General features: G+C 41.1%; 16 protein-coding genes. 10 read left to right on the top strand and 6 right to left on the bottom strand.

What is annotated here, in order from left to right; all coding sequences use genetic code 11:
• Nucleotides 1-41: 41 nt before the first annotated feature.
• The gene (locus tag QM887_RS04155; RefSeq protein ID WP_414270646.1) at nt 42-749 is read right to left on the bottom strand and encodes a hypothetical protein; all 708 of its coding nucleotides are present in this window, start codon (nt 747-749) and stop codon (nt 42-44) included.
• Between the two features lie 144 nt (nt 750-893).
• Here QM887_RS04155 and QM887_RS04150 point away from each other — a divergent pair, with 144 nt between their 5' ends.
• The 5 genes from QM887_RS04150 (at nt 894) to folK (ending at nt 5,887) form a co-directional block, all read left to right on the top strand.
• Nucleotides 894-2,093, top strand: a complete 1,200-nt coding sequence (locus QM887_RS04150; RefSeq protein ID WP_001096781.1) for a phosphoglycerate kinase — start codon at nt 894-896, stop codon at nt 2,091-2,093.
• 134 nt (nt 2,094-2,227) lie between these two features.
• Nucleotides 2,228-3,178, top strand: coding sequence for a dihydropteroate synthase (gene folP / locus QM887_RS04145; RefSeq protein ID WP_414270645.1), 951 nt, complete (start codon nt 2,228-2,230; stop codon nt 3,176-3,178).
• 1 nt (nt 3,179) lies between these two features.
• On the top strand, nt 3,180-4,478 hold the full coding sequence (locus QM887_RS04140; protein WP_414270644.1) for a bifunctional folylpolyglutamate synthase/dihydrofolate synthase: 1,299 nt from the start codon (nt 3,180-3,182) through the stop codon (nt 4,476-4,478).
• 3 nt (nt 4,479-4,481) lie between these two features.
• Entirely contained in the window at nt 4,482-5,036 is a 555-nt protein-coding gene (gene folE / locus QM887_RS04135) for a GTP cyclohydrolase I FolE (RefSeq protein ID WP_414270643.1), read from the top strand.
• Nucleotides 5,037-5,074: 38 nt separating this feature from the next.
• Nucleotides 5,075-5,887: a 2-amino-4-hydroxy-6-hydroxymethyldihydropteridine diphosphokinase gene (folK, locus tag QM887_RS04130; RefSeq protein ID WP_414270642.1), complete on the top strand. Its 813-nt coding sequence runs from the start codon at nt 5,075-5,077 to the stop codon at nt 5,885-5,887.
• A 44-nt stretch (nt 5,888-5,931) separates the two neighbouring features.
• Here the strand turns inward: folK and QM887_RS04125 are convergent, their stop codons facing one another.
• Entirely contained in the window at nt 5,932-6,249 is a 318-nt protein-coding gene (locus tag QM887_RS04125) for a DUF960 domain-containing protein (protein WP_075231980.1), read from the bottom strand.
• A gap of 206 nt (nt 6,250-6,455) precedes the next feature.
• On the opposite strand from QM887_RS04125, the gene ccpA reads away from it, so the two are divergent.
• The gene (gene ccpA / locus QM887_RS04120; protein WP_414270641.1) at nt 6,456-7,463 is read left to right on the top strand and encodes a catabolite control protein A; all 1,008 of its coding nucleotides are present in this window, start codon (nt 6,456-6,458) and stop codon (nt 7,461-7,463) included.
• 167 nt (nt 7,464-7,630) lie between these two features.
• Here the strand turns inward: ccpA and QM887_RS04115 are convergent, their stop codons facing one another.
• Nucleotides 7,631-8,593 carry an asparaginase gene (locus tag QM887_RS04115; RefSeq protein ID WP_414270640.1) on the bottom strand — a complete coding sequence of 321 codons (963 nt, stop codon included), beginning with the start codon at nt 8,591-8,593 and terminating at the stop codon, nt 7,631-7,633.
• 67 nt (nt 8,594-8,660) lie between these two features.
• On the opposite strand from QM887_RS04115, the gene QM887_RS04110 reads away from it, so the two are divergent.
• The gene (locus tag QM887_RS04110) at nt 8,661-10,052 is read left to right on the top strand and encodes a Cof-type HAD-IIB family hydrolase (RefSeq protein WP_414270639.1); all 1,392 of its coding nucleotides are present in this window, start codon (nt 8,661-8,663) and stop codon (nt 10,050-10,052) included.
• A 307-nt stretch (nt 10,053-10,359) separates the two neighbouring features.
• Here the strand turns inward: QM887_RS04110 and QM887_RS04105 are convergent, their stop codons facing one another.
• Nucleotides 10,360-10,812 carry a universal stress protein gene (locus tag QM887_RS04105; RefSeq protein ID WP_075228826.1) on the bottom strand — a complete coding sequence of 151 codons (453 nt, stop codon included), beginning with the start codon at nt 10,810-10,812 and terminating at the stop codon, nt 10,360-10,362.
• 147 nt (nt 10,813-10,959) lie between these two features.
• On the opposite strand from QM887_RS04105, the gene QM887_RS04100 reads away from it, so the two are divergent.
• Both QM887_RS04100 and QM887_RS04095 read left to right on the top strand, forming a co-directional pair.
• Nucleotides 10,960-11,799, top strand: a complete 840-nt coding sequence (locus QM887_RS04100) for a metallophosphoesterase family protein (protein WP_414270638.1) — start codon at nt 10,960-10,962, stop codon at nt 11,797-11,799.
• Between the two features lie 71 nt (nt 11,800-11,870).
• Complete coding sequence (locus QM887_RS04095) at nt 11,871-12,302, top strand: Rrf2 family transcriptional regulator (protein ID WP_414270637.1); 432 nt, start codon at nt 11,871-11,873, stop codon at nt 12,300-12,302.
• A gap of 319 nt (nt 12,303-12,621) precedes the next feature.
• Here the strand turns inward: QM887_RS04095 and QM887_RS04090 are convergent, their stop codons facing one another.
• Complete coding sequence (locus QM887_RS04090) at nt 12,622-16,311, bottom strand: pullulanase (protein WP_414270636.1); 3,690 nt, start codon at nt 16,309-16,311, stop codon at nt 12,622-12,624.
• Nucleotides 16,312-16,426: 115 nt separating this feature from the next.
• The gene (locus QM887_RS04085; RefSeq protein ID WP_414270635.1) at nt 16,427-17,896 is read right to left on the bottom strand and encodes a M protein trans-acting positive regulator PRD domain-containing protein; all 1,470 of its coding nucleotides are present in this window, start codon (nt 17,894-17,896) and stop codon (nt 16,427-16,429) included.
• Nucleotides 17,897-18,176: 280 nt separating this feature from the next.
• Here QM887_RS04085 and QM887_RS04080 point away from each other — a divergent pair.
• Nucleotides 18,177-24,007, top strand: a 5,831-nt coding sequence (locus QM887_RS04080; RefSeq protein WP_414270634.1) for a Rib/alpha-like domain-containing protein, incomplete at its 3' end; no start/stop codon positions are given.

The following is a 24,007-nucleotide window of genomic DNA, read 5'->3' as shown; positions in this document are numbered from 1 at the left end:
ACCTCTTTTTGAGTTTAAGAAGTGAAAATCTTGTTTGGGGGTTAAAATGCGTTCCAAATGAATAGAAAGATAAAAATACAACCCCAAGCGTTGCCTGTTCTCTTTTGAATGACGAGCATACCATAAATCAAGATAAAAACAGACAAAGCCTCTAAAATGGCATGGAGATGAAAGCTAATCATCCCATGAATCATCAGACAGATAAGAGCACAAGTCAAGGCTCCGTAATCAAGCCAAATCTGATGTGATGGAAAGCGACAGTTAATTTTGTTTGCAATGACAACATAATTAAAACCTTCCCAGAATCCCCAGATAAGTCCAATAAGGAGGAAACCCAAGATATTTGTCGGAAAAGAACTTGCCAGAACTTCTCTGGTTAAGAGGATGGATTGAAAGGGGATATAGGAATGAATCTGCCCTCTACTGATGAGAAAAAGAAGTAAGGGGAGACAGATAGTAGCCGTCTGAATGAGGGTTGGGAGGAAGTGTTTAGCTAGCAAACCATATTGTTTCCAGCTTTCTTTTCTTCGAATCATTACCACGCTCGTCCCCAATCCAGCAACACAAAACTGGAGAGTTGCGAGAAAAAGAAGACGAATCCAGACGGGAAACTCTGTTTGGTGAGAGAAGTCAAGTATTTGTTTTTGGAAAAGGATGTATCCTATAAACGAAAGAATTGTCAAAATGACAATGATATTGAGGTCTGAATCTGCCTCTTTTTGCTTATCTGTTAGAGTATTTTTCATCATTTAGCGCTCCTTATCTTATTTTTTATTATAAAACAATAAGAAATAAAGGGCAATAAAGAACTGGAAAAGTTTAAGGTTTTGCTATCTCTTTTATTGATTTTGTGATATAATTAACACGTAAAAAAAATTAAGGAGTCTTTCCAAATGGCAAAATTGACTGTTAAAGACGTTGAGTTGAAAGGGAAAAAAGTTCTCGTTCGTGTTGACTTCAACGTTCCTGTAAAAGATGGCGTGATTACTAATGACAACCGTATCACTGCAGCTCTTCCAACTATCAAGTACATCCTTGAACAAGGTGGACGTGCGATTCTTTTCTCTCACCTTGGACGTGTAAAAGAAGAAGCAGACAAAGCTGGTAAATCACTTGCTCCTGTAGCTGCTGACTTGGCTGCTAAATTGGGTCAAGAAGTTACTTTCCTTCCAGGTGTAACTCGTGGTGCTGAATTGGAAGCAGCTATCAACGCTCTTGAAGATGGACAAGTTCTTTTGGTTGAAAACACTCGTTTTGAAGATGTTGACGGTAAGAAAGAATCTAAAAACGATCCTGAACTTGGTAAATACTGGGCATCACTTGGAGATGGTATCTTCGTAAACGATGCATTCGGTACAGCTCACCGTGCACATGCATCTAATGTTGGTATCTCAGCAAACGTTGAAAAAGCAGTTGCTGGATTCCTTCTTGAAAACGAAATTGCATACATCCAAGAAGCTGTTGAAGCTCCAGAACGTCCATTCGTGGCTATCCTTGGTGGTTCAAAAGTTTCAGACAAAATCGGTGTTATCGAAAACTTGCTTGAAAAAGCTGATAAAGTTCTTATCGGTGGTGGTATGACTTACACATTCTACAAAGCACAAGGAATCGAAATCGGTAACTCACTTGTAGAAGAAGACAAATTGGATGTTGCGAAAGCTCTTCTTGAAAAAGCAAACGGCAAATTGATCTTGCCAGTTGACTCAAAAGAAGCAAATGCATTTGCTGACTACACTGAAGTGAAAGACACTGAAGGTGAAGCAGTAGACCCAGGCTTCCTTGGTCTTGACATCGGTCCAAAATCTATCGCTAAATTCGATGAAGCATTGACTGGTGCGAAAACAGTTGTATGGAACGGACCTATGGGTGTATTTGAAAACCCTGACTTCCAAGCTGGTACAATCGGTGTGATGGACGCTATCGTGAAACAACCAGGCGTTAAATCAATCATCGGTGGTGGTGACTCAGCTGCCGCAGCGATTAACCTTGGCCGTGCAGACAAGTTCTCATGGATCTCTACTGGTGGTGGAGCTTCAATGGAACTTCTTGAAGGTAAAGTTCTTCCAGGACTTGCAGCATTGACTGAAAAATAAGAATATAGAAAAAGGAGGACTCAGGTTCTCCTTTTTTGCGCTCTTTTAAAGTTAAAGAGTACTGAGGGATAATTGGACAGAATCCAAAAAAAACAGTAAAATAGAGGAATACCAATCTAAATGAAATTTGAGTGATGAACGTGGAAAAAAGAGAGAATCTTACAAAAACAGCTATTTGCGGTATTATCAATGTCACCCCAGATTCTTTTTCTGACGGGGGCCAATTTTTTGCTGTAGAAAATGCTTTAAAACAAGCTCGAAAATTGATAGCTGAAGGTGCCACTATTTTAGATATCGGTGGAGAGTCTACTCGACCTGGAAGTAGCTATGTTGAGATAGAAGAGGAAATCCAACGTGTGGTTCCAGTCATTAAGGCTATCCGTCAAGAAAGTGATGTTCTGATTTCGGTAGACACTTGGAAAAGTCAAGTTGCAGAAGCAGCTCTAAAGGCTGGGGGCCATATAGTCAATGACATTACAGGTCTTATGGGGGATGAGAATATGGCGGAAGTGGTTGCCAAAGCTGGAGCTCAGGTAGTCATCATGTTTAATCCAGTAATGGCACGCCCTCAGCACCCTAGTTCACTTATCTTCCCTCATTTTGGCTTTGGAGAGCCTTTTACAAAGGAAGACTTAGTTGAGTTTGAAAAACTACCAGTAGAAGAATTGATGACAGATTTCTTTAACCGTGCTCTAGTAAGAGCGGAAAAAGCAGGAATTTCGAAAGAAAAGATTATGCTGGATCCTGGGATTGGCTTTGGCTTGACCAAAAAGGAAAATCTCATACTTCTACGTGACCTTGATAAATTACACGAGATGGGCTATCCTATCTTTTTAGGAGTCTCTCGCAAGCGCTTTGTCATCAATATTCTGGAAGAAAATGGTTTTGAAGTAAACCCGGAAACTGAAGAAGGCTTCCGCAATCGTGATACGGCTTCAGCTCATGTGACCAGTATCGCTGCTAGACAGGGTGTGGAAGTGGTGCGTGTACACGATGTAGCCAGCCACAAGATGGCAGTTGAAATCGCATCAGCCATTCGTCTGGCAGATGATGCGGAAAATTTAAACTTGAAACAGTATAAATAAGATGAATAAAAACGAAACGAATCAGTGGATAGCTAACTATCGGACAGACCAACCGCATTTTGGTTTGGAGAGGATGGTGAAGCTATTAGCCCTACGTGGCAATCCCCATCTCAAGCTCAAGGTTATCCATATCGGAGGAACCAATGGGAAGGGATCTACTATAGCCTTTTTGAAGAATATGTTGGGAAAGATGGGGCTAAGAGTTGGAGTCTTTAGCTCACCCTATCTGATTCATTATACCGATCAGATTGCCATTAATGAGGAATCTATCCCAGAAGCAAGATTAGAGACCTTGATGGTAGACTATCGCTCACTACTTGAGGGGGAGCATGCTCATGATTTGCAGGGAACGACAGAGTTTGAGATTATCACTGCTATAGCCTATGATTATTTTGCTTCTGAGCGAGTCGATGTGGCCATTATGGAAGTAGGTATGGGTGGACTTTTGGATAGTACCAATGTTTGTCAGCCTATCTTAACAGGTATTACGACCATTGGCCTGGATCACGTAGCTCTACTAGGGGATAGCTTGGAAGCTATCGCAGAGCAGAAAGCTGGAATTATCAAACAAGGAGTTCCCCTAGTAACAGGGAATATTGTCCCAGAAGCCTTGGATGTGATAGATCAAATTGCAGAGGAAAAACAGGCTGCTAGAATTGTTTATGGAAGAGATTATCAGGTAAGCCATCATGAGAGTATTATCACTGGAGAGGTCTTTGACTATTCAAGTTCGGTTAGACAAGGTCGCTTCCAGACTGGCCTGCTTGGTTTGCACCAGATAGAGAATGCTGGGATGGCCATAGCTTTACTTGATACTTTTTGTCAGGAGGATGGCCGAGAACTAGCAAGCAATCACTTGCTTGCTCAAGCCTTGGAAGAAACAAGTTGGCCAGGGCGTTTGGAAGTTGTGTCGAGAGACCCCTTGCTGATTTTGGATGGGGCTCACAATCCCCATGCTATCAAGGCTTTATTGGCAACCTTGCAAGAACGCTTTGCGGATTATCGTAAGGAAATCCTCTTTACTTGTATCAAAACCAAGGCCTTGGAGGATATGTTAGACTTATTAGAGACTTTGCCAGATACTGAACTGACCCTCACTCACTTTGAGGATGGTCGGGCAACTGACGAAGCGTTACTAAAAGAATCAGCCTATTCTAGAAATCTCAGCTACCAAGGTTGGCAGGATTTTCTAGATCAAAAAATGACAGAAAATGAAGAGAAAAAAACAGTTAGGTTAGTTACGGGCTCCTTGTATTTCTTGAGCCAGGTGAGAGCCTATCTGATGGAGAGGAAAAATTAGAGAATGGATACACAAAAAATTGAAGTAGCTGTAAAAATGATTATCGAGGCAGTTGGTGAGGATGCAAATCGTGAAGGTTTGCAGGAAACACCTGCCCGTGTTGCTCGTATGTACCAAGAGATTTTTTCAGGACTTGGTCAAACTGCGGAGGAGCATTTGTCAAAATCCTTTGAAATTATTGATGACAATATGGTAGTAGAAAAGGATATCTTTTTCCATACCATGTGTGAACATCACTTCTTGCCCTTTTATGGGAAAGCTCATATCGCTTACATTCCAGACGGACGTGTGGCAGGTTTGTCAAAGCTAGCTCGTACGGTGGAAGTTTATGCTAAAAAACCACAGATTCAAGAACGCTTGAATATCGAAGTGGCTGATGCTTTGATGGACTATCTTGGTGCCAAAGGTGCTTTCGTTGTTATTGAAGCAGAGCATATGTGTATGAGCATGCGTGGTGTTCGAAAACCAGGAACTGCAACCTTGACAACAGTAGCTCGTGGAGTGTTTGAGACAGACAAAGATCTTCGAGATCAAGCATACCGTCTCATGGGGTTATAAAAATCGATTCAAACGATTTTTTCTAGAAAGGACTAGTTATGGATCAATTGCGCATTAAGGATTTGGAAATTTTTGCCTATCATGGTCTTTTCCCGAGTGAGAAGGAACTGGGCCAAAAATTTATCATTGATGCAAACTTATCCTATGATATGACCAAGGCTGCTACGGACTTAGATTTGGAAGCTTCTGTCCATTATGGCGAACTCTGTCAGCAATGGACGACTTGGTTTCAGGAAACCACTGAAGACCTGATTGAAACGGTAGCTTATAAACTTGTAGAGCGTACTTTTGAAACCTACCCTCTCGTTCAAGAGATTGAGCTGGAACTAAAAAAACCTTGGGCACCTATCCATCTACCGCTGGATACTTGTTCAGTAACCATCCACCGTCGCAAACAGCGTGCCTTTATTGCCTTGGGAAGTAATATGGGGGATAAGACGGCTAATCTCAAGCAAGCTATTGCTAACATGAGTGCTCGCGGGATTCGTATTCTCAAAGAGTCCAGTGTGATTACAACTGATCCATGGGGCGGTGTAGAGCAAGATAGTTTTGTCAATCAGGTTATTGAAGTGGAAACCTGGTTGCCTGCTCCAATCTTGTTAGAAACCTTGTTGGCCATTGAGGCAGAAATGGGACGGATCAGAGAGGTGCATTGGGGACCTCGCTTGATTGACCTGGATTTGCTTTTTGTAGAGGACCAGATCATCTATACAAACGACCTCATCTTGCCGCATCCTTATATCGCTGAGCGACTCTTTGTCTTAGAGTCTCTGCAGGAAATTGCACCTCATTTCATCCATCCAGTCTTGGGACAACCAATTCGGCACTTGTATCAAGAATTGAAAAAATAAGAAAACTCTAGTTTCCGAAGTATTTACAGAGGAGACTAGAGTTTTTAAAATAGATCATTTTCTTCAGGGAGGAGAATAGTTTCCTTACCATCCATATCTAGCACCAGAACTTTTGGTGGATAGAGTGGATCAAAGGGATGATTAAAATCAAAGTCAATCGTAGTCGGAAGGTGTTGACTTGAAAAACGGAAAGTGATGGAACCATCATTGTTTAAAAGTCGAAATTCGAGCTCATCCTCTAATTCAAAAACATGTTTTAAAAAATGATCAATAATATACCAGATAGAGTCGATAACATCATCGGGTAGATTGGTCACAACACCGAAACTGGCGCACCGTCTATGGGAATCTGTAAAAGCCATCCGTTTCTCCTGATTGATTTTCTTATTATCATACTGCAAACTGCTAGAAAAATCAAGAAAAGTCAACTGCTTTTAAAAAGTTGTGAATGTTTTTGAAACTTTTTTCAACGAATCTTCATCAAATGCTTGAAAATGCTTACAATAAGTGGTAGAATGAAAATAGTGGAATCATGAAAACAAAATTTTCAAAGTAGAAAGGAAACGGAATGAATACAGATGATACAGTAACAATTTATGACGTTGCCCGAGAAGCAGGAGTGTCAATGGCGACTGTTAGTCGTGTTGTTAATGGCAATAAGAACGTCAAGGAAAACACTCGCAAGAAGGTTTTAGAGGTCATCGACCGTCTTGATTATCGTCCAAATGCAGTAGCACGTGGTCTAGCAAGCAAGAAAACGACAACAGTTGGAGTCGTCATTCCAGATATCACAAATACTTATTTCTCTACCCTTGCTAAAGGGATTGATGATATCGCGGAAATGTACAAATACAACATTGTCCTTGCCAATAGTGACGAAGATGATGAGAAGGAAGTATCTGTAGTCAATACTCTTTTTTCTAAACAGGTGGATGGCGTTATCTTCATGGGTTATCATTTGACTGAGAAGATTCGCTCAGAGTTTTCACGCTCACGTACTCCTGTTGTTCTCGCGGGGACAGTGGATGTGGAGCACCAACTTCCAAGTGTCAATATTGACTATAAACATGCTACTGTTGATGCAGTCCGCCACCTCTTGAGACGAAATAAAAAAATTGCTTTTATTAGTGGACCATTAGTGGATGACATCAACGGTAAAATTCGCTTGGCTGGTTATAAAGATGCTTTGAAAGAAGCGGGAATCAACTATAGTGAAGGTCTTGTTTTTGAATCAAAATACCGTTATGACGATGGTTATGCCTTGGCAGAACGCTTGATTTCTTCTAAAGCAACAGCAGCAATTGTGACAGGTGATGAATTAGCGGCAGGTGTTTTGAACGGTCTTTCTGATAAAGGAATTTCTGTACCAGAAGAGTTCGAAATTATCACCAGTGATGATTCACAAATCGCGCGCTACACTCGTCCAAATCTAACAACCATTGCTCAACCTTTGTATGACCTTGGTGCCATTAGTATGCGTATGTTGACTAAGATTATGCACAAGGAAGAGTTAGAAGAACGTGAAGTTCTTTTACCACATGGTTTGATTGAACGCCGTTCAACTCGAAAAGAATAAGAAAAAGAGGTCGGGATTTTATATCTCGACCTCGATTTTAATTTGTATGGTAACTTTGACGAAAGCTTCATTTCTAAATCCATCATCTAATGGATTATTAAAGTTCAGTTGTTCTAAGACTAGGAAATAAAATTTTGGTCTATCCCTTTCTATCTGACCGCCTTTTCTCATCCTTCCATATAGGCTCGTAATTCGTCTCCCTTGAGGCCAGCATTGATAGCAATGAGGAGTTTGAGACGGGCTTTTTGAGCATTCAGCTCTTTGACAAAAAATACACCAGCATTTTGCAGACAAACGCCTCCACCTTCATAGGCATATACAGGCTCAGCGATACCATTAAAACAACGAGAAACCAAGGCAATGGGAAGCCCTGCTTGGATAAGGGTGTTTAATTTTCGAGATGTTTCCTTAGGAACATTTCCAGCACCGAAAGCCTGAATGATGAGACCATCCAGTTGATCGACAGGCAGTAAATCAAGGAGTTCTTCTGTCATGCCAGCATAAACAGGGATGATGGGCACCAAACCTTGGATGCTACCTAAATCAAAACGGACACGAGGTTCTGCAGTTTTAAAATAGAGAATATCTTGCTTCATGATGAGACCTAGTGGGCCATGAGTCGGTGTTTGGAAGGTTCCGACATTCGTGGTATGGGTCTTAGTGACATACTTGGCAGCGTGAATTTCATCATTCATCACGACCAGTACCCCCTTATCAGCGGTCTTGTCATCACTTGCAACACGTAAGGCGCTGAGATAGTTGTAGACGCCATCACTTCCTAGCTCATTGGAGCTTCTCATAGCTCCGGTCAATACGATGGGAATGTGAGGAATTTCCATGGTGTCTAGGAAATAAGCCGTTTCCTCGAGGGTGTCGGTACCGTGTGTGATGACAACGCCATCAAAATTCTTTGCCTCTTGCTTGATTTTGTGATAGAGAGCCAGCATGTGTTTAGGCTTGATATGAGGACTGGGTAAATTTAAAAAATCCAAAGCATGGATTTGAATTCCCTCTAAGGGATTTGAGACATGATTCATAGGGTTATCTGCACTAGTTCTAACAGCTCCTGAGTCATCTGCTTGCATGGAAATAGTGCCACCTGTGTGTAAAACGAGGATTTTCTTAGTCATGATTCACTCACTTTTTCTGAAATAATGGTATAATCATTGTATCATAAAAGAAAGGAATGAGATAGTCATGGAAGTCAAAGCTGTTTTTTTTGATATAGATGGAACACTTGTCAATGATCGAAAGAGTGTTTTGAAATCTACTAAAGAAGCCATCAAGATTGTGAAGGACCAGGGTGTTCTTGTGGGGGTAGCGACCGGACGAGGACCATTTTTTGTTAAGGATTTGATGGATGATTTGGATCTGGATTTTGCAGTTACCTATAATGGCCAATATATCTTTAACAAAGAACGTGTACTTTTTGCAAGTCCGATTGATAAACGAAGTCTAAGACAAGTTATTGCATACGCTAAGAAAAATAGAAAAGAAATCGCTATGGGGACGAGACAAGATGTGATTGGCTCTCGGATTATGTCCTTTGGGTTAAGTCCTTTGTCCCAGCTAGTGAGCCGCTTTGTTCCTAAATTTTTGACTCGAACAGTCAGTCATTCCTTTAATCGTATGGTCAGTAAGGCCCTTCCTCAAAAAGAAGATGATTTACTAGATTTGATTAACCAACCCATCTACCAGGTTCTCATGTTGATGACACCTGAGGAGTCTAACCAAGCAGCCTCAGAGTTTGAATATCTTAAGTTTACACGAAGCAATCCTTTTGCAGCGGACATCATCAACCAAGGGAATTCGAAATTAGAAGGAATTCGTCGCGTCGGAAAAGAGTACGGCTTTGACCTGAACCAAGTTATGGCCTTTGGTGATTCGGATAATGACCTAGAAATGTTGGCTGGCGTTGGGATGTCGGTCGCCATGGGAAATGGTAGTAGTAGTGTTAAGGAAGTAGCCAAACATATCACGACGAGTAACCAAGAGGATGGGATTCATAAAGCCTTGGAGCACTTTGGAGTACTGGCTTCTGAAAAAGTCTTTGTCAGTCGCGACTATCACTTTAATAAGGTCAAGGCCTTCCATCATATGATGGATGAGAGAACCCAGGAAGAACCAAAGGCTTGGGATTTGGAAGGGGCAACCCATCGTGCGGACTTTAAGATTGAAGAATTGGTAGAGTTTGTTCGTGCCTCTAGTGATTCAGAAGAGGAATTCCAACAAGCTGTATTAGACTTGCACCAGGCCCTTGATAAAGCAGCTGAGAAAGTAAGCAAATCAACACCAGCTGAGGTGACTCTAGTTGGTCAGGCAGATGCCCTGATTGATACACTTTACTTTACTTATGGAAGTTTTGTGTTGATGGGTGTGGATCCAGAACGAATTTTTGAAATTGTCCATCAGGCCAATATGGGCAAGGTTTTCCCAGATGGTAAGGCCCACTTTGATCCCGTAACTCATAAAATCCTTAAACCGGATGATTGGGAGGAGAAATATGCTCCAGAACCAGCTATTAAAAAGGAAATTGAGCGACAGATAAAGGCTTATGAACGCCATAAGGAAAGAGAAAATAAAAAATAGGCTGTAGCTAGAGAAAATGCTGTTTTCGTAAAAGGGCCTTTTTTCTACAACAAAATATGCCCCATAATATCCATAGGGATTTTACTCACTACAAATATTATAGAGACAAAAACGAGAGGCTGGGACAAAAGTCCTAGCCTCTCAATTGTATTTGGATTGTCGAGCAAGACGCAGTGGTTGAGTGGGCTCTACTACGCTGATTTCATCAGCTTTTATAGCCCTACTCAACTGTGCGGAGGTGGGACGACGAAATCGAATTCTAACGAATTACCGATTTCTGTCCCACTCTCTCTTGTCTTTCTACAAATTATAAAGTTTTATCCTTATCTCTAACGACAAGGAGGTCAACGCTGGTATGGCGCAAAATGTACTCAGAAGAAGAACCAACTAGGAGACGCTCAAAGGCATTGAGTCCCGTTGCTCCGACTAAAATCAAGTCAACATGTTCTTCTTCAGGGATGGTTTTAGCCAACAGGGTCTTCGGATTTCCCATTTCAATGACTAGCTGAATATCTGTGACTCCAGCGTCTTTTGCACGCTTTTCGTATTCTGCCATCAAGTTTTGAGCTTCAAGTTGTAGTTCTTCGTAAACTTCAGCATCAAATGTTGAAACACTTTGAAGGGCACGAGTATCAATCACATGGGCAAGGGTTAATTTTCCTTGGTTACGTAGGGTGATCTGTACTCCCTTGACAAAGGCAAGATCAGCTTCTTTAGAACCATCAATAGCGACCATGATATTTTCATAACGTTGTGTCATTGCAAAAACCTCCTAACATTTTGTCACCTTCATTGTAACCCTTTTCACTAAAAAAGTAAAGTAAAAAACGATGGAAAAGGAAGTAGATTTTGATTTTAGATAGGCGTTTGGTATAATGAAAACAGAAATAAATCAAGAGGACTCGTCATGACAAAAATTGCAGTACTATCAGATATACACGGAAATACAACTGCTCTGGAGGCTGTGCTAGAAGATGCTCAAACGGCAGGAGTTGATGAGTACTGGCTCTTGGGAGATATCCTGATGCCAGGAACAGGACGGAAAAATATTCTCCAGAGATTGGACACTTTACCCATTACTCTTAGAGTTCTGGGAAATTGGGAGGAGAGCTTATGGCGAGCCTGTCATCGTCAGTTAGATGAAACTAGACCTAGCCATCGTTATCTCTTGCGCCAGTGTCAGTATATCATGGAAGAAATTAGCAGCCAAGAGATTGAGGCACTGCAGGACTATCCTTTGCAAGTGCATCGCCAGTTTGGAGATCTGAAGCTAGGGATTAGTCATCACTTGCCTGATAAAAACTGGGGGCGAGAATTGATTCATATGGGAAAACAAGAGGATTTTGATCGTCTTGTCACCAATCCAGATTGCGATATTGCCATTTATGGTCATATCCATCAGCAGTTTCTTCGTTATGGTAGTGGTGGTCAGCTTATCCTGAACCCAGGCTCGATTGGTCAACCCTTCTTTTTATCTGAGAATTTACGCAAAGACTTGCGGGCCCAATACATGATCTTAGAATTTGACGAAAAAGGTTTAAAAGATGCTGATTTTCGTCGTGTCGATTATGATATTGAGGCAGAATTACAGCTAGCAAAAGACTTACAATTACCCTACTATCAAGTCTACTATGAGAGCTTAGTTAATGGGATTCACCATACCCACAATCAGGACTTGTTGCACGAAATCGCTCAGAGTCAAGGACATGATGTTGAATTGGATGACTGGCTTAGTGGTAACTCTTGACATTACAACTAGAAGAGATATAATAAACTTAAGAAAAGAAGGAACTAATCTGACGAAAAAAGGAGAAGAGGATGCAAATTTCAAGTCGATTTACCATTGCAACACATATGTTGGTAATCATTGCCCTAAAAGGGAAGGAAAGCAAGGTGACTAGCGATTTTCTAGCTAGTAGTGTTGGAGTCAATCCTGTTATTATCCGTAAAACTTTATCCCAACTGAAAAAAGCAGACTTGATTTCCGTCGCGCGTGGAACTGGAGGGGCAGAAATTATCAAAAATCTTGAGGATATCAGTCTTTTGGATATTTATCAAGCGGTCGAGTGTCTTGGTAAGACAGGTCAACTCTTCAGTTTCCATGACAATCCAAATCCAAATTGCCCAGTTGGAGCTCATATTCATGATGTTTTGGATCAAAAATTGGAGAGAATCCAGCAAGCTATGGAGGCTGAACTTGGTCAGACCAGTCTTGCCCAAGTAGTAGCAGATGCAGAAGCAAGAATCTAAAGTTAAGAGGACCTTAGTTCCTCTTTTTCTATGTGGATAATGATGATAAAATATAGCCATTAAAGAAGGAAAAAATGTATCTCGTTATAGGAATTTTATTAGCCTTTATCCGTGAATAAGTAGCTCTGTGTGTGAAATTGAAGTGGCTCTTTATGTTCTTCTACGGATTATTATTCCTAGCTCTTCTTTTGTCCTATAAGGGAATTCTTTGGTAATAAAAATCTCTATTTTAACTCGCTCATGTAAAAAAGCAAGAATTTTTTAGTTCTTGCTTTTTATTGATTATTTGTGACGTGCTGTCTTATTGAAGTCTATAGCCCTATTTTTCCTCTTTTTTCTTTAGGAAGCTTCCAAGTCCAAGAAGGGACAGAATGCTGAATCCAGCAAGAGCAAGAGGTGATTTGTTTTCTGTTCCAGTGTTTGGAAGGACTTTTTGAGAAAGAGTCTTTGCAACAGTTTCTTGAGAGTCAGGATTTGTTGCTAGGTTTTGGGCTTGACTTTGGTCGGCTTCCAAGCTAGAAAGATCAAATTCTGGTTTTTCTTCCACAGTTGGAGCGACAATGGGACCACCTTGGGACAAGCGGAGAACCACAGCAGTGAGAGCGTTCACTTTCAAGCCTTTTTCAGTCCATTCGAGACCTTGAGGGTTGGCAATTCCTACTGGTCCTGCTTGGTTTTCATCAGCCAAGACTTGGGCATTTCTCAAGTGAGTAAATTCAGTTCCTAGAGTGAATTCACGTTCTTTATCATCAGCATTGACAAAGACTGCATAGATATCTCCATTTGGAGCAGTAATTTGGTAGCCGATGACCACGTCTTCTTTTTCAACACCATTTTGTCCTGGGACAGTAATGAGGCGGACACGCTCCTTGATATCTTTAAGACTCTTAAGTCGGAAGGCATCTGTAGATTGACGAAGAGCAATCAATCCTTTCATGTAGTCGCGACTCTTAACATTTTCAGGATATGCTTTTTTATCTGTTGCCTTGGTCCAGTCAAACTTGTTGATAGCATCGCTAGAGTCATAAGAATCATGGATGAAGTATGGATAGACAAATGGATTACCATCTTTATCACGCAACAAGTGAGATTTGTTTGGAACCTTATCTTCAGGAACAGGAGTCTTATAGGCTGGATCAAGGAATTGTTTGGTACGTCCATATTCCTGCCCAGAGTGGATAAATGGTGTTCCTTGTGCTGTTAAGACCATGAGGTTTCCAAGTCGCAAACGACGATGGATTTCCGCATAGTTCTCAGCCTTGCTTGGGTCTTTTTTGATAGACTGGGCAATGATGTCAAAGAGGGTCAAGTTATCATGGGCTGCGATATACTGGATAACATCTCCAGGACTGTCTGCTTCAAAGTTGGTTGGTTGAGCAATGAGATTTTTGAAGATGGTATTGATATCACGCTTGCCACCTGTGATAAAGGCAGGTTGACCTTCGTTTGGATAGCCAGACTTGAGGTTGTTACGGATGTCATCTGAAAATACAGCAACAGTATCTGTGTGTTTCATCCAATCCTGATCAGCAGGTCTAGTTGGCATATTTTCATCACCAGAATAGGTTCTCCAACCTTCACCAAGCATGATGAGGTTTGGATTGAGGGCGCGTGCAGCCTTGTAAGCTTCTTCGATAGAAGCTGCATCGTGGTCTCCCATCATATCGAAACGGAAACCATCAACTTTGTAGGTGTCAACCAGATACTTGATAGAGTCTACCAAGACGCGTTTAGACATGTAGTGGGTTGTTCCTAGACGACCACCACCAAAGCTAGTACGAGGTGCTCCGTCTGCATCCATGAAGTGGTAGTAGTTTGGCTCAAGGTCTTCAAAGATATCGACGTTGGCAGTATGGTTGTATACTACGTCTAAGATAGCACCCATGCCACGTTTGTGGATCTCGTTGACGAGATTTTTGAATTCTGCGATACGTTTTTCTGGATCCTTAGGATCACTTGAGTACATACCAGTCAAGGAGAAGTAGTTTTGCGGGTCATAACCCCAGTTGTAGTTGCTGTTGCTTGAAGCATAGGCGGACAAGCGTTCTTGGTTCTTCATTTCATTAACAAAGTAATAGGACAAGACTGGAAGGAGCTGGATGTGGGTCACGCCCAGGTCTTTGAGGTAGTCAAGTTTTTCGATAAAGGCTTCAAAAGTACCAAATGGCTTAGTTAAATCTTTTGCGATGGCAGGATCTGAAGTGAAGTCACGAACGTGAGCCTCGTAGATAACAGCATCTTCGCGAGATTTGAAATTGCGAATCTTACCATAAGTCAAGTCTTGTGGCCCTAGTTTTGCTGGGTCTACAAAGGCAGCTTTAGCAACTTTATGGGCAGCGTCTGTTTTTGCTAGATCGCTGTTCCAAGCTGCCAGAGATTTAGCATAAGGATCTAGTGCGAGAACAGTCTTGCCTTGGCGTTCGATTTGGTAGTGGTAGTAGTAACCAGTGTAGTTACTGATGCCGAGACCTGAATTCTCATCCAGAGTTTGTTTCCAGGTTCCCTTTTCTCCTTTTTCAAGGGCGACGGTTCCGACCACTTTTTCAGGATCTTTTTTATCGTAGACGACAACTGAAACCTTATCGGCACTTGGAGACCAGAGGGTCAGATCAACACGTTTACCATCTTCTTTAAGATTTGCACCGAGTGGGCCTTCGTAACTGTAAGTCTCGTCTTTGAGACGCCAGCTAGAACGAGTTGTAAAGCGATCTGAATCGTAGGCAACGGTGTAAGGGTTTTGAGTGTCAGAGAAGTCACCGATGTAGGTTACCTTCTTACCTGCTTCATCGATTGTAACATCGGAGATAGCCACTTTATTCCCTTGGTGGTCAGTGATGTTGGAATGTTTAAGGATGTCTTCTTTTTTAGCCCCAACCAAGGTAGAGAAACTACTTTCAATACGAGATTTAGCTACATGTTGGGCACCAGTCATACGGATGTCGTGTACATAGTAAGGGTTGGTGTAGATGGTTTCGTCATCATCCTTAAGGAAAATTTGACTATGGTTTTTCAGGTCAGTAAATTTATAATCTTCTTTTCTGATTTTCACATCATCGCCTTTCTTGCTCTCATCTAATAGTAAAAATCCAAATTCTCTCGCTGCTTCATTGAGCGGAATATCGATGTAGCGTCCGTGTTTTCCACTTGCAGTAAAGTCTGTTCCATCAGGCCATTCACCATTGCTTGGAGTCTTCACATCACCCCAGTACCAGAGAGATTTCTTGTCATAGTTGCCATCGGTGCGGAAATAGTTGACGCGGATCGTTCCCGCTGGCTGAGGTTGATAATTGTGTACTTTATAGTTTTCATCTAGCCAAGCTTCATTCATTTTTGGAGAGAGACGCTCTACAGAACGGTCTCCAGTAAGATTATCCCCTTTGGTGTTGTTAATGAGGAAGCTGATTTTCTTGGCTTGCTCGTTTTTTAGTTTGACATCTAGGTAGTAGCCGTAGTCGTCTTTCTTGGCATCCTTGAAGGACTGGGCTCCATTTGGCCAGTTCTCAGATGGTTTTTCAACATCATCCCAAGTCCAAAGACCTTGCGAATCTTGGTTTTCTTGAGGAAGTTTTTTGATGTGGATGCGGAAATAGTTGTCTTGGATTGGGATTTCAGATACAGTGTCTGCTGTCGAAGCTTTCTCAGCAGCTAGACTTGATACTTCTGTTTTCTCGTCTTTGTTGTTTGGAAGATTTGGAGTAGCTTCAGTTGTAGTTGTTTCAGAAACTGCTACTGGTTCAGATGTTTTAGACTCTAGGGAAGCGTTTGCATCTTTGTGGTCCAAAATAGACGTTTTTTCCTCAGTTTGGCTGGTTTCTGTAGTAGCTGGGTTCGCACTAATAGCGCTTACATTTTCTTGTGTGCCAAGACTAGTTTCAGCTGCAGATACAGAAGGTGTTGTTAAAGCAAGGAGGATAAAGCTTGCTCCAATAAGGACAGAGCCAGTTCCGTTTTTTAGAGAACGGATACTGTAAACCATTTTTTTATCTGGTTGAGATGACGTGTTTTTCATAGACACTCTCCTATCATTTATTTCTATCCTAGTATAGCATGGAGTAAAATTTTATGCAATCGTTTTCTTAAAATATATAAAAAGAAAAAGCTCCATTTGGGGGAGCTAAATCAATTTAAAGTTTACTGACTGAAATTTTATTGAGTTCGGTAATGACTTGTAGATTAGCCATGCGACCAATATTAATTAAATTTGGATGTTTTAGCCCATCAATGTCGAAGTTTGTTAGAATAGCATCATAATCAGCTGCCATTATTTCATCTACATTAAGCGTTTCTTTATCCCAAGTCTCAAACTGGATATTTTTAGATGTATAGAATTTATAAAGAGAGATTAGAGCTCGTGGATGTGCAAAGTCAAACTCACTTAAAACAAGAACACGGACCTTAACTTGAACGTTTAATAGTTGTTCAATCAAATCTGAAGCGTGGGTCAAAAGAGTATAAACGAGATGAATAACAGCGTGTGCATGTTCTTTTTGTCCCAAGTTAGATTTATAACGCATCATTTCGAAAACAGCGGATTCGTAAAATTTAGGGAAGAACTTTTTGATTTTATTAAGAGCGTAGGATTTGTTATGAGAAATGATAGATTCTGAGTTGATTTCTTGACGCTCAAGAAGAGCAGTATTGTGTAAGTGCCATACTAGCACATCTGTATTTGAAAAGTGGACACCAAACTCACGAGTAAGGTTATCTAGGACATCTCTAGCCGCGTGGTAAGAGTGATCGACTTGCTTATCAACTGAACGTGCAGCTAGAAATTCTTCAACTGTAAAGAAAATCCCTTTTTGAGTGTAAGAGTCGAAAAGCTGTCCTAAAGTCTCGTGATTGATTTCGATATTCAGGCGCTTAGCTAGAGGTTCAAGTTGGGATTGGGACTCAGAAAGTTGATCATATATAGGAAGAATCTTTGAAGAATCAGCTACAGTTTTAATGGTAGCACCTATTTTAAATCGATGCAGATTAACGGCTGTTTGTGTCTCTATCTGGAACAAGTTTGCATAAGTAGCAGGGAAACCTGTCAATTTAATAAAGAAAGCAACAAAATCTTCTATATCTTTTTTAGAATCAGAAAATGGCCACTTGAAGTAACCATAGGCTTCATGGAAATACTGGGCGAAGAAGAAGCGGATATCTCTCTCATCTCCAATGATAGAGATTGGTGTTACCTTAAGTTTGAACCGATATTTGTTCTGCAAGATACTATTGATCTCAGCAACCTTTTTTCGAAGTGAAGGGAGTGAGACATCAAGGGTTTGGGCCAGATGTTCATAGGTAAAGGGTTCCTCTAATAGGAAGAAAGCCTTTAAAACTTGAAAGTTTGAAGAATCTTGTAAAACGTGGCGATAAATTCGTTCAATGCCTAAATTTCCATTGTTAGCTAGTCGAATACCAGCAGTTGAAGACTGTATCTCAAAGCAAGAAAGGATGTCACGCATCTCCTTGATATCACTTTTAATGATACGCGAGTTGATACCGAGTGTTTCTGCAAGAGGATCTAGGTGAATCCAGCTTGGATTTTCAAACAGAAATTCTAAAATTCTTAATTGTCTTTGTTCTTTTTGAGTTAATAGTTCTCTCATGAATCAGTCCTCCTGTAATATATTTGATTATAATGAACAAAAATCATATATTTTTCGATGTTTGTTATTATATCACAAGTGTTTTAAAAAAACAAAGGAAATGGCTGAACTGATTCATCTTATATTTTGCAAATATAAATATTGTTTTTATATTTTTTTTGTATCGAAAAAAAAGAAAGATAAAAATAGCAAAATGATTGACTAAATTAAAGAGTTTGTTTATAATGTTAAATGTATGTTAAAGACATGCTATAATTTTTAAAATTAGGAGAAAAGATTCATGTATTTTAATCGAAAAAATACAGAACAGAAGAATTGGCGTATGATCAAAAAAGGAAAACATTTCCTTTTCGGTTGTTCGCTTGTTTTTGCGGTTGGGGCAGCGTTAGTAGCTCCATCAGTCAAAGCAGATGCAGTAGAAGCTAAGCCAGAAGCTAGCTCTACAGCAGAGGGGGTTAAGCCAGCTGCAGCTGAAGAGAAAACAACTTATGCAGCACCAGCTGTAGAAGTAGCTCCAGCAGCAGTGGCTGGAGAAAAAGTTGAAACTACTCAAAATTCGAAAGAAGAACCAGTAGTTGCGCCTGAAAAAGCTAAGGAAGCAGATAGCATCCAAGCTCCAGAGGTGACAGTGGTCTACAATCCATCAGCACTTACTGATGAAGAAAAAGCAAAAGTAGTAGCAGCTGTTAAGGCAGCTAACTCTAAAGCAACTGATGTTCAAGTTCAAGCAGACGGATCAGTAGTTGTTAATTTTGCAGATGGTTCAAGTGCACGCTTGTCAGCAGCTCAAACTATTAAAGATGGCTCTCAAGTAGCTAAATCACGTAGAGTACGTGCGGCAGTAGCAGCTCCAGTCATCACTTCAAACCTTGATGGAAAAGGAAGTTCTGCAACGGATGTAACTGTCCAAGCACCAGCAGGTTCAACTGTTAAACTCTACAATAATGATGGTGTTGTTATCGGTCAAGCAGTAGCAAATGCTCAAGGTGTAGCTACTGTTACGCCAACAAATAGCCTTCCTGTAGGTGAAATCACTGCTACAGCTACACCAGCAGGCGAAAGTGAGTCTCCTAAGAGTGCACCTGTAACAGCGACACGACCAACATTGACAACTGTAGAAGGTGGTGTTTCAAGAGGGAACGATAGTGATAATACCCAACTACTCGTTACCAAATCACACATCACTGTTTATCCAGGTGAATCTGTTAAGATTGGTGTTGTAGCAGTATCTAAAGAGATGGAAAACTTTTCGGTTCCTAAAAATCCAGACGGTGTCAAGGGTTTGCTTCCTAGAGGTGTTTTCTTGAAGTCAGGTGGGAAAGGTGAAGATGTTGAACCCGTTAAAAGACGTAATAACGGATACGGAGGTACTGTTGATTGGGACCAACCAGCAGGTGATACTGTTGTGACCTTCTCAGTTAGAAGTAAGAATAATGTAGTTGTAACGAGAGACCTGAAAGTTACCGTTTTGGAACTTACTAAGAAGCTTGATGCTGTTCCAGGTGAAAAAGTAGAAGTTGCTGATCTTAACAATGTTTCTGAAGACGAGAAAAATAAAATTATCGCAGCAACTAAAAAAGCAAATGCAAGTTTCCCTCCAGGCACTTTATATAATGTTGATCAAAGAGGAAATCTTGTCGTTACATATCCTGATAAATCAACAGATAAGATTGACGCTTCATATCTAGTTACTCCATCAAATAAACCTGCTGACACTAATAAGCCAGCAGGCCAAGCGCCAGAGATCACTTCAGATCTATCAGGTAAAGCAAGTACGCCAACTGATGTGACAGTTAAAGCAGAACCTGGTTCTACAGTGAAGCTTTACAATAATGACGGAGTTGTGATCGGCGAAGCCGTAGCAAACGATCAAGGTATTGCTACTATCTCTCCAATAAATAGTCTTCCAGAAGGACAAATTACAGCGACAGCTACACCAGCAGGTGGAAGTGAATCTCCTAAGAGCACTACGATTACGGCGACTCGTGCAGAAAAGCCTGAAGTGGACGGAGGTGTTTCAAGAGGAAACGATAATACCCAACTTCTCGTTACCAGATCACATATCACTGTTTATCCAGGTGAATCTGTTAATGTTGGTGTTACAGCAGCATCTAATGCGATTCAAAACTTCTGGGTTCCTAACAATCCAACAGCTGTCAAGGGCTTGAAACCTACAGGTTATTACATATCGACAGCTGGAACAGATACCATTAGACAACGTTCAGCCGGATACGGAGGTACTGTTGATTGGGACCAACCAGCGGGTGATACTGTTGTGACCTTCGCAGTTAGAAGTAAGAAAAATGCAGTTGTAACGAGAGACCTGAAAGTTACCGTTTTGGAACTTACTAAGAAGCTTGATGCTGTTCCAGGTGAAAAAGTAGAAGTTGCTAATCCTAACAATGTTAGTGAAGAAGAGAAAAACAAGATTATCGCCGCAACTACAAAAGCAAATGCAAGTTTCCCTCCAGGTACTACATATAGTGTCGATGAAAAAGGAAACCTTGTCATTACTTATCCTGATAAATCTACAGATAAGATTGCAGCAGCATACTTAGTTACTCCAGCTGCTAGGGAAACAGACAAGTACACACCAACAGCTAAAAATCAAACTGTTAAACAAGGTGAAACACCAGACGCTAAAGGCTCAATTGACAATGCTGGTGAACTTCCAAGTGGTACTACCTTTGCTTATAAGACACCAGTAGATACAGCAACCAAAGGTGAAAAAGACGCGATAGTAGTAGTTACTTATCCCGATAAGTCAACTGATGAAGTTCCAGTTAAAGTAACTGTAAAAGATCCACGTAGCGATGCAGATAAGAACGATCCAAAACCTAAAGCTCAAGACATTTACAAGGGTTCAACACCAGACGCTAAAGGCTCAATCGCCAATGCTGGTGACCTTCCATATGGTACTAGCTTTGCTTATAAGACACCAGTAGATACAGAAACACCAGGTGAAAAAGACGCGACAGTAGTTGTAACATACCCAGACGGATCTAAAGATGAAGTTCCAGTTAAGGTGACTGTAGAAGATCCAGATAAGACATCTGCAGAAAACAACACTCCAACAGCTAAAGATCAAACTGTTAAAGTTGGTGAGGAACCAAAAGCAGAAGCTTCAATCGGAAACTTTGACAAACTTCCTAAGGGAACAAAAGCAGAGTTCAAGACACCAGTAGATACAACAACACCAGGTGAAAAAGACGCGATAGTAGTAGTTACTTACCCAGATTCGTTAACTTATGAAGTTCCAGTTAAGGTTACTGTAAAAGATCCACGTAGCGATGCAGATAAGAACGATCCAAAAGCTAAGGCTCAAGACGTTAACAAGGGTGAAACACCAGACGCTAAAGGCTCAATCGACAATGTTGGTGAACTTCCAAATGGCACTACCTTTGCTTATAAGACACCAGTAGATACAGAAACACCAGGTGAAAAAGACGCAACAGTAGTAGTTACTTACCCAGACAAGTCAACAGACGAAGTTCCAGTTAAAGTAACAGTTAAGGAACCAAGTGAATCAGCTACAGATGCGGATAAGTACACACCAAAAGCTAAAGCTCAAGACGTTAACAAGGGTGAAACACCAGACGCTAAAGGCTCAATCGACAATGCTGGTGAACTTCCAAATGGAACTACCTTTGCTTATAAGACACCAGTAGATACAGAAACACCAGGTGAAAAAGACGCAACAGTAGTAGTTACTTACCCAGACAAGTCAACAGACGAAGTTCCAGTTAAGGTTACTGTAAAAGATCCACGTAGCGATGCAGATAAGAACGATCCAAAAGCTAAAGCTCAAGACGTTAACAAGGGTGAAACACCAGATGCTAAAGGCTCAATCGACAATGCTGGTGAACTTCCAAATGGTACTACCTTTGCTTATAAGACACCAGTAGATACAGAAACACCAGGTGAAAAAGACGCAACAGTAGTAGTTACTTACCCAGACAAGTCAACTGATGAAGTTCCAGTTAAAGTAACAGTTAAGGAACCAAGTGAATCAGCTACAGATGCGGATAAGTACACACCAAAAGCTAAAGCTCAAGACGTTAACAAGGGTGAAACACCAGACGCTAAAGGCTCAATCGACAATGCTGGTGAACTTCCAAATGGCACTACCTTTGCTTATAAGACACCAGTAGATACAGAAACACCAGGTGAAAAAGACGCGACAGTAGTAGTTACTTACCCAGACAAGTCAACAGACGAAGTTCCAGTTAAAGTAACAGTTAAGGAACCAAGTGAATCAGCTACAGATGCGGATAAGTACACACCAAAAGCTAAAGCTCAAGACGTTAACAAGGGTGAAACACCAGACGCTAAAGGCTCAATCGACAATGCTGGTGAACTTCCAAATGGCACTACCTTTGCTTATAAGACACCAGTAGATACAGAAACACCAGGTGAAAAAGACGCGACAGTAGTAGTTACTTACCCAGACAAGTCAACAGACGAAGTTCCAGTTAAGGTGACTGTGAAAGATCCACGTACAGATGCAGATAAGAATACTCCAGTTGCGAAAGATCAAAGTGTTAAACCAGGTGATAAACCAAACGCTAAAGATTCAATCGGCAACGTAGGTGATCTTCCATCAGGAACTAAATTCGAGTACAAGACACCAGTAGACACTACAACAGAAGGCGACAAAGACGCTATCGTAGTTGTAACATACCCAGATGGTTCTAAAGATGAAGTTCCAGTTAAGGTGACTGTGAAAGAACCACGCACAGATGCAGATAAGAATACTCCAGTTGCGAAAGATCAAAGTGTTAAACCAGGTGATAAACCAAACGCTAAAGATTCAATCGGCAACGTAGGTGATCTTCCATCAGGAACTAAATTCGAGTACAAGACACCAGTAGATACAACAACAGAAGGCGACAAAGACGCTATCGTAGTTGTAACATACCCAGATGGCTCTAAGGATGAAGTTCCAGTTAAAGTAACTGTAAAAGATCCACGTACAGATGCAGATAAGAACACCCCAGTAGCGAAGGATCAAAGTGTTAAACCAGGTGAAACACCAAATGCCAAAGATTCAATTGGTAACGTTGGTGAGCTTCCAGAAGGTACAACCTTCGAGTTCAAGACACCAGTAGATACAACTACTCCAGGTGATAAAGGAACAACAGTGGTAGTCACTTATCCAGATGGTTCTAAGGATGAAGTCCCAGTTACGGTGACAGTAAAAGATCCAGATAAGACATCTGATGCAGAAAATAACACCCCAACAGCTAAAGATCAAACTGTTAAACAAGGTGAAACACCAGATGCTAAGAACTCAATTGGTAACGTTGGAGAGCTTCCAGAAGGTACAACCTTTGAGTTCAAGACACCAGTAGATACAACTACTCCAGGTGATAAAGGAACAACAGTAGTAGTCACTTACCCAGATGGTTCTAAGGATGAAGTCCCAGTTAAGGTGACTGTTAAAGATTCAAGTGCACTAACTCAACCAGAAATTACAGCAGACCTTACAGGTAAAGCGGGTACTAAGACTCCAGTTGAAGTAACAGCAGACCCAGGTACTAAAGTAGAGCTGTTCGACAAGGATGGCAATAAGATTGGTGAAGGTGTAACAGGAGAAGACGGCAAAGCGAGCATCACTCCAACAGTTGAAATCCCAGCAGGTCCAGTTACTGCTAAAGCAAGCAAAGATGGTAAGACATCAGATGAAAGTGCGCCAAAAGTAGCAACTAAAGATCCAGCAATCACCCCAGTTGTAAACCCATCAGCTCTTACAGATGCAGAAAAAGCTAAGGTAGCTGACGAAGTTAAGAAAGCTAACCCAACAGCAAGCAAGGTAGAAGTAGGCAACGATGGTACAGCGACAGTAACCTTCCCAGATGGTTCAGTAGCAGTCTTGACACCAGAGAAGACAGTGAAAGAAGCTGATTCAAATGGCGTTAAGAACCCAGCAATCACCCCAGTAGTGAACCCATCAGCTCTTACAGATGCAGAAAAAGCTAAGGTAGCTGACGAAGTTAAGAAAGCTAACCCAACAGCAAGCAAGGTAGAAGTAGGCAACGATGGTACAGCGACAGTAACCTTCCCAGATGGTTCAGTAGCAGTCTTGACACCAGAGAAGACAGTGAAAGAAGC

Source organism: Streptococcus infantis (assembly GCF_047460875.1).
Taxonomy (GTDB): domain Bacteria; phylum Bacillota; class Bacilli; order Lactobacillales; family Streptococcaceae; genus Streptococcus; species Streptococcus infantis_AA.
The sequence above is the reverse complement of the archived record's forward strand: the minus strand, read 5'-3'. Positions and strand labels throughout refer to the sequence as shown.

What these genes read in the sequence shown, in the direction of transcription:
- QM887_RS04155 (WP_414270646.1), bottom strand. Translation starts at nt 749, where the DNA reads ATGATGAAAAATACTCTAACAGATAAGCAAAAAGAGGCAGATTCAGAC.
- QM887_RS04150 (WP_001096781.1), top strand. Translation starts at nt 894, where the DNA reads ATGGCAAAATTGACTGTTAAAGACGTTGAGTTGAAAGGGAAAAAAGTT.
- folP (WP_414270645.1), top strand. Translation starts at nt 2,228, where the DNA reads ATGAACGTGGAAAAAAGAGAGAATCTTACAAAAACAGCTATTTGCGGT.
- QM887_RS04140 (WP_414270644.1), top strand. Translation starts at nt 3,180, where the DNA reads ATGAATAAAAACGAAACGAATCAGTGGATAGCTAACTATCGGACAGAC.
- folE (WP_414270643.1), top strand. Translation starts at nt 4,482, where the DNA reads ATGGATACACAAAAAATTGAAGTAGCTGTAAAAATGATTATCGAGGCA.
- folK (WP_414270642.1), top strand. Translation starts at nt 5,075, where the DNA reads ATGGATCAATTGCGCATTAAGGATTTGGAAATTTTTGCCTATCATGGT.
- QM887_RS04125 (WP_075231980.1), bottom strand. Translation starts at nt 6,249, where the DNA reads ATGGCTTTTACAGATTCCCATAGACGGTGCGCCAGTTTCGGTGTTGTG.
- ccpA (WP_414270641.1), top strand. Translation starts at nt 6,456, where the DNA reads ATGAATACAGATGATACAGTAACAATTTATGACGTTGCCCGAGAAGCA.
- QM887_RS04115 (WP_414270640.1), bottom strand. Translation starts at nt 8,593, where the DNA reads ATGACTAAGAAAATCCTCGTTTTACACACAGGTGGCACTATTTCCATG.
- QM887_RS04110 (WP_414270639.1), top strand. Translation starts at nt 8,661, where the DNA reads ATGGAAGTCAAAGCTGTTTTTTTTGATATAGATGGAACACTTGTCAAT.
- QM887_RS04105 (WP_075228826.1), bottom strand. Translation starts at nt 10,812, where the DNA reads ATGACACAACGTTATGAAAATATCATGGTCGCTATTGATGGTTCTAAA.
- QM887_RS04100 (WP_414270638.1), top strand. Translation starts at nt 10,960, where the DNA reads ATGACAAAAATTGCAGTACTATCAGATATACACGGAAATACAACTGCT.
- QM887_RS04095 (WP_414270637.1), top strand. Translation starts at nt 11,871, where the DNA reads ATGCAAATTTCAAGTCGATTTACCATTGCAACACATATGTTGGTAATC.
- QM887_RS04090 (WP_414270636.1), bottom strand. Translation starts at nt 16,311, where the DNA reads ATGAAAAACACGTCATCTCAACCAGATAAAAAAATGGTTTACAGTATC.
- QM887_RS04085 (WP_414270635.1), bottom strand. Translation starts at nt 17,896, where the DNA reads ATGAGAGAACTATTAACTCAAAAAGAACAAAGACAATTAAGAATTTTA.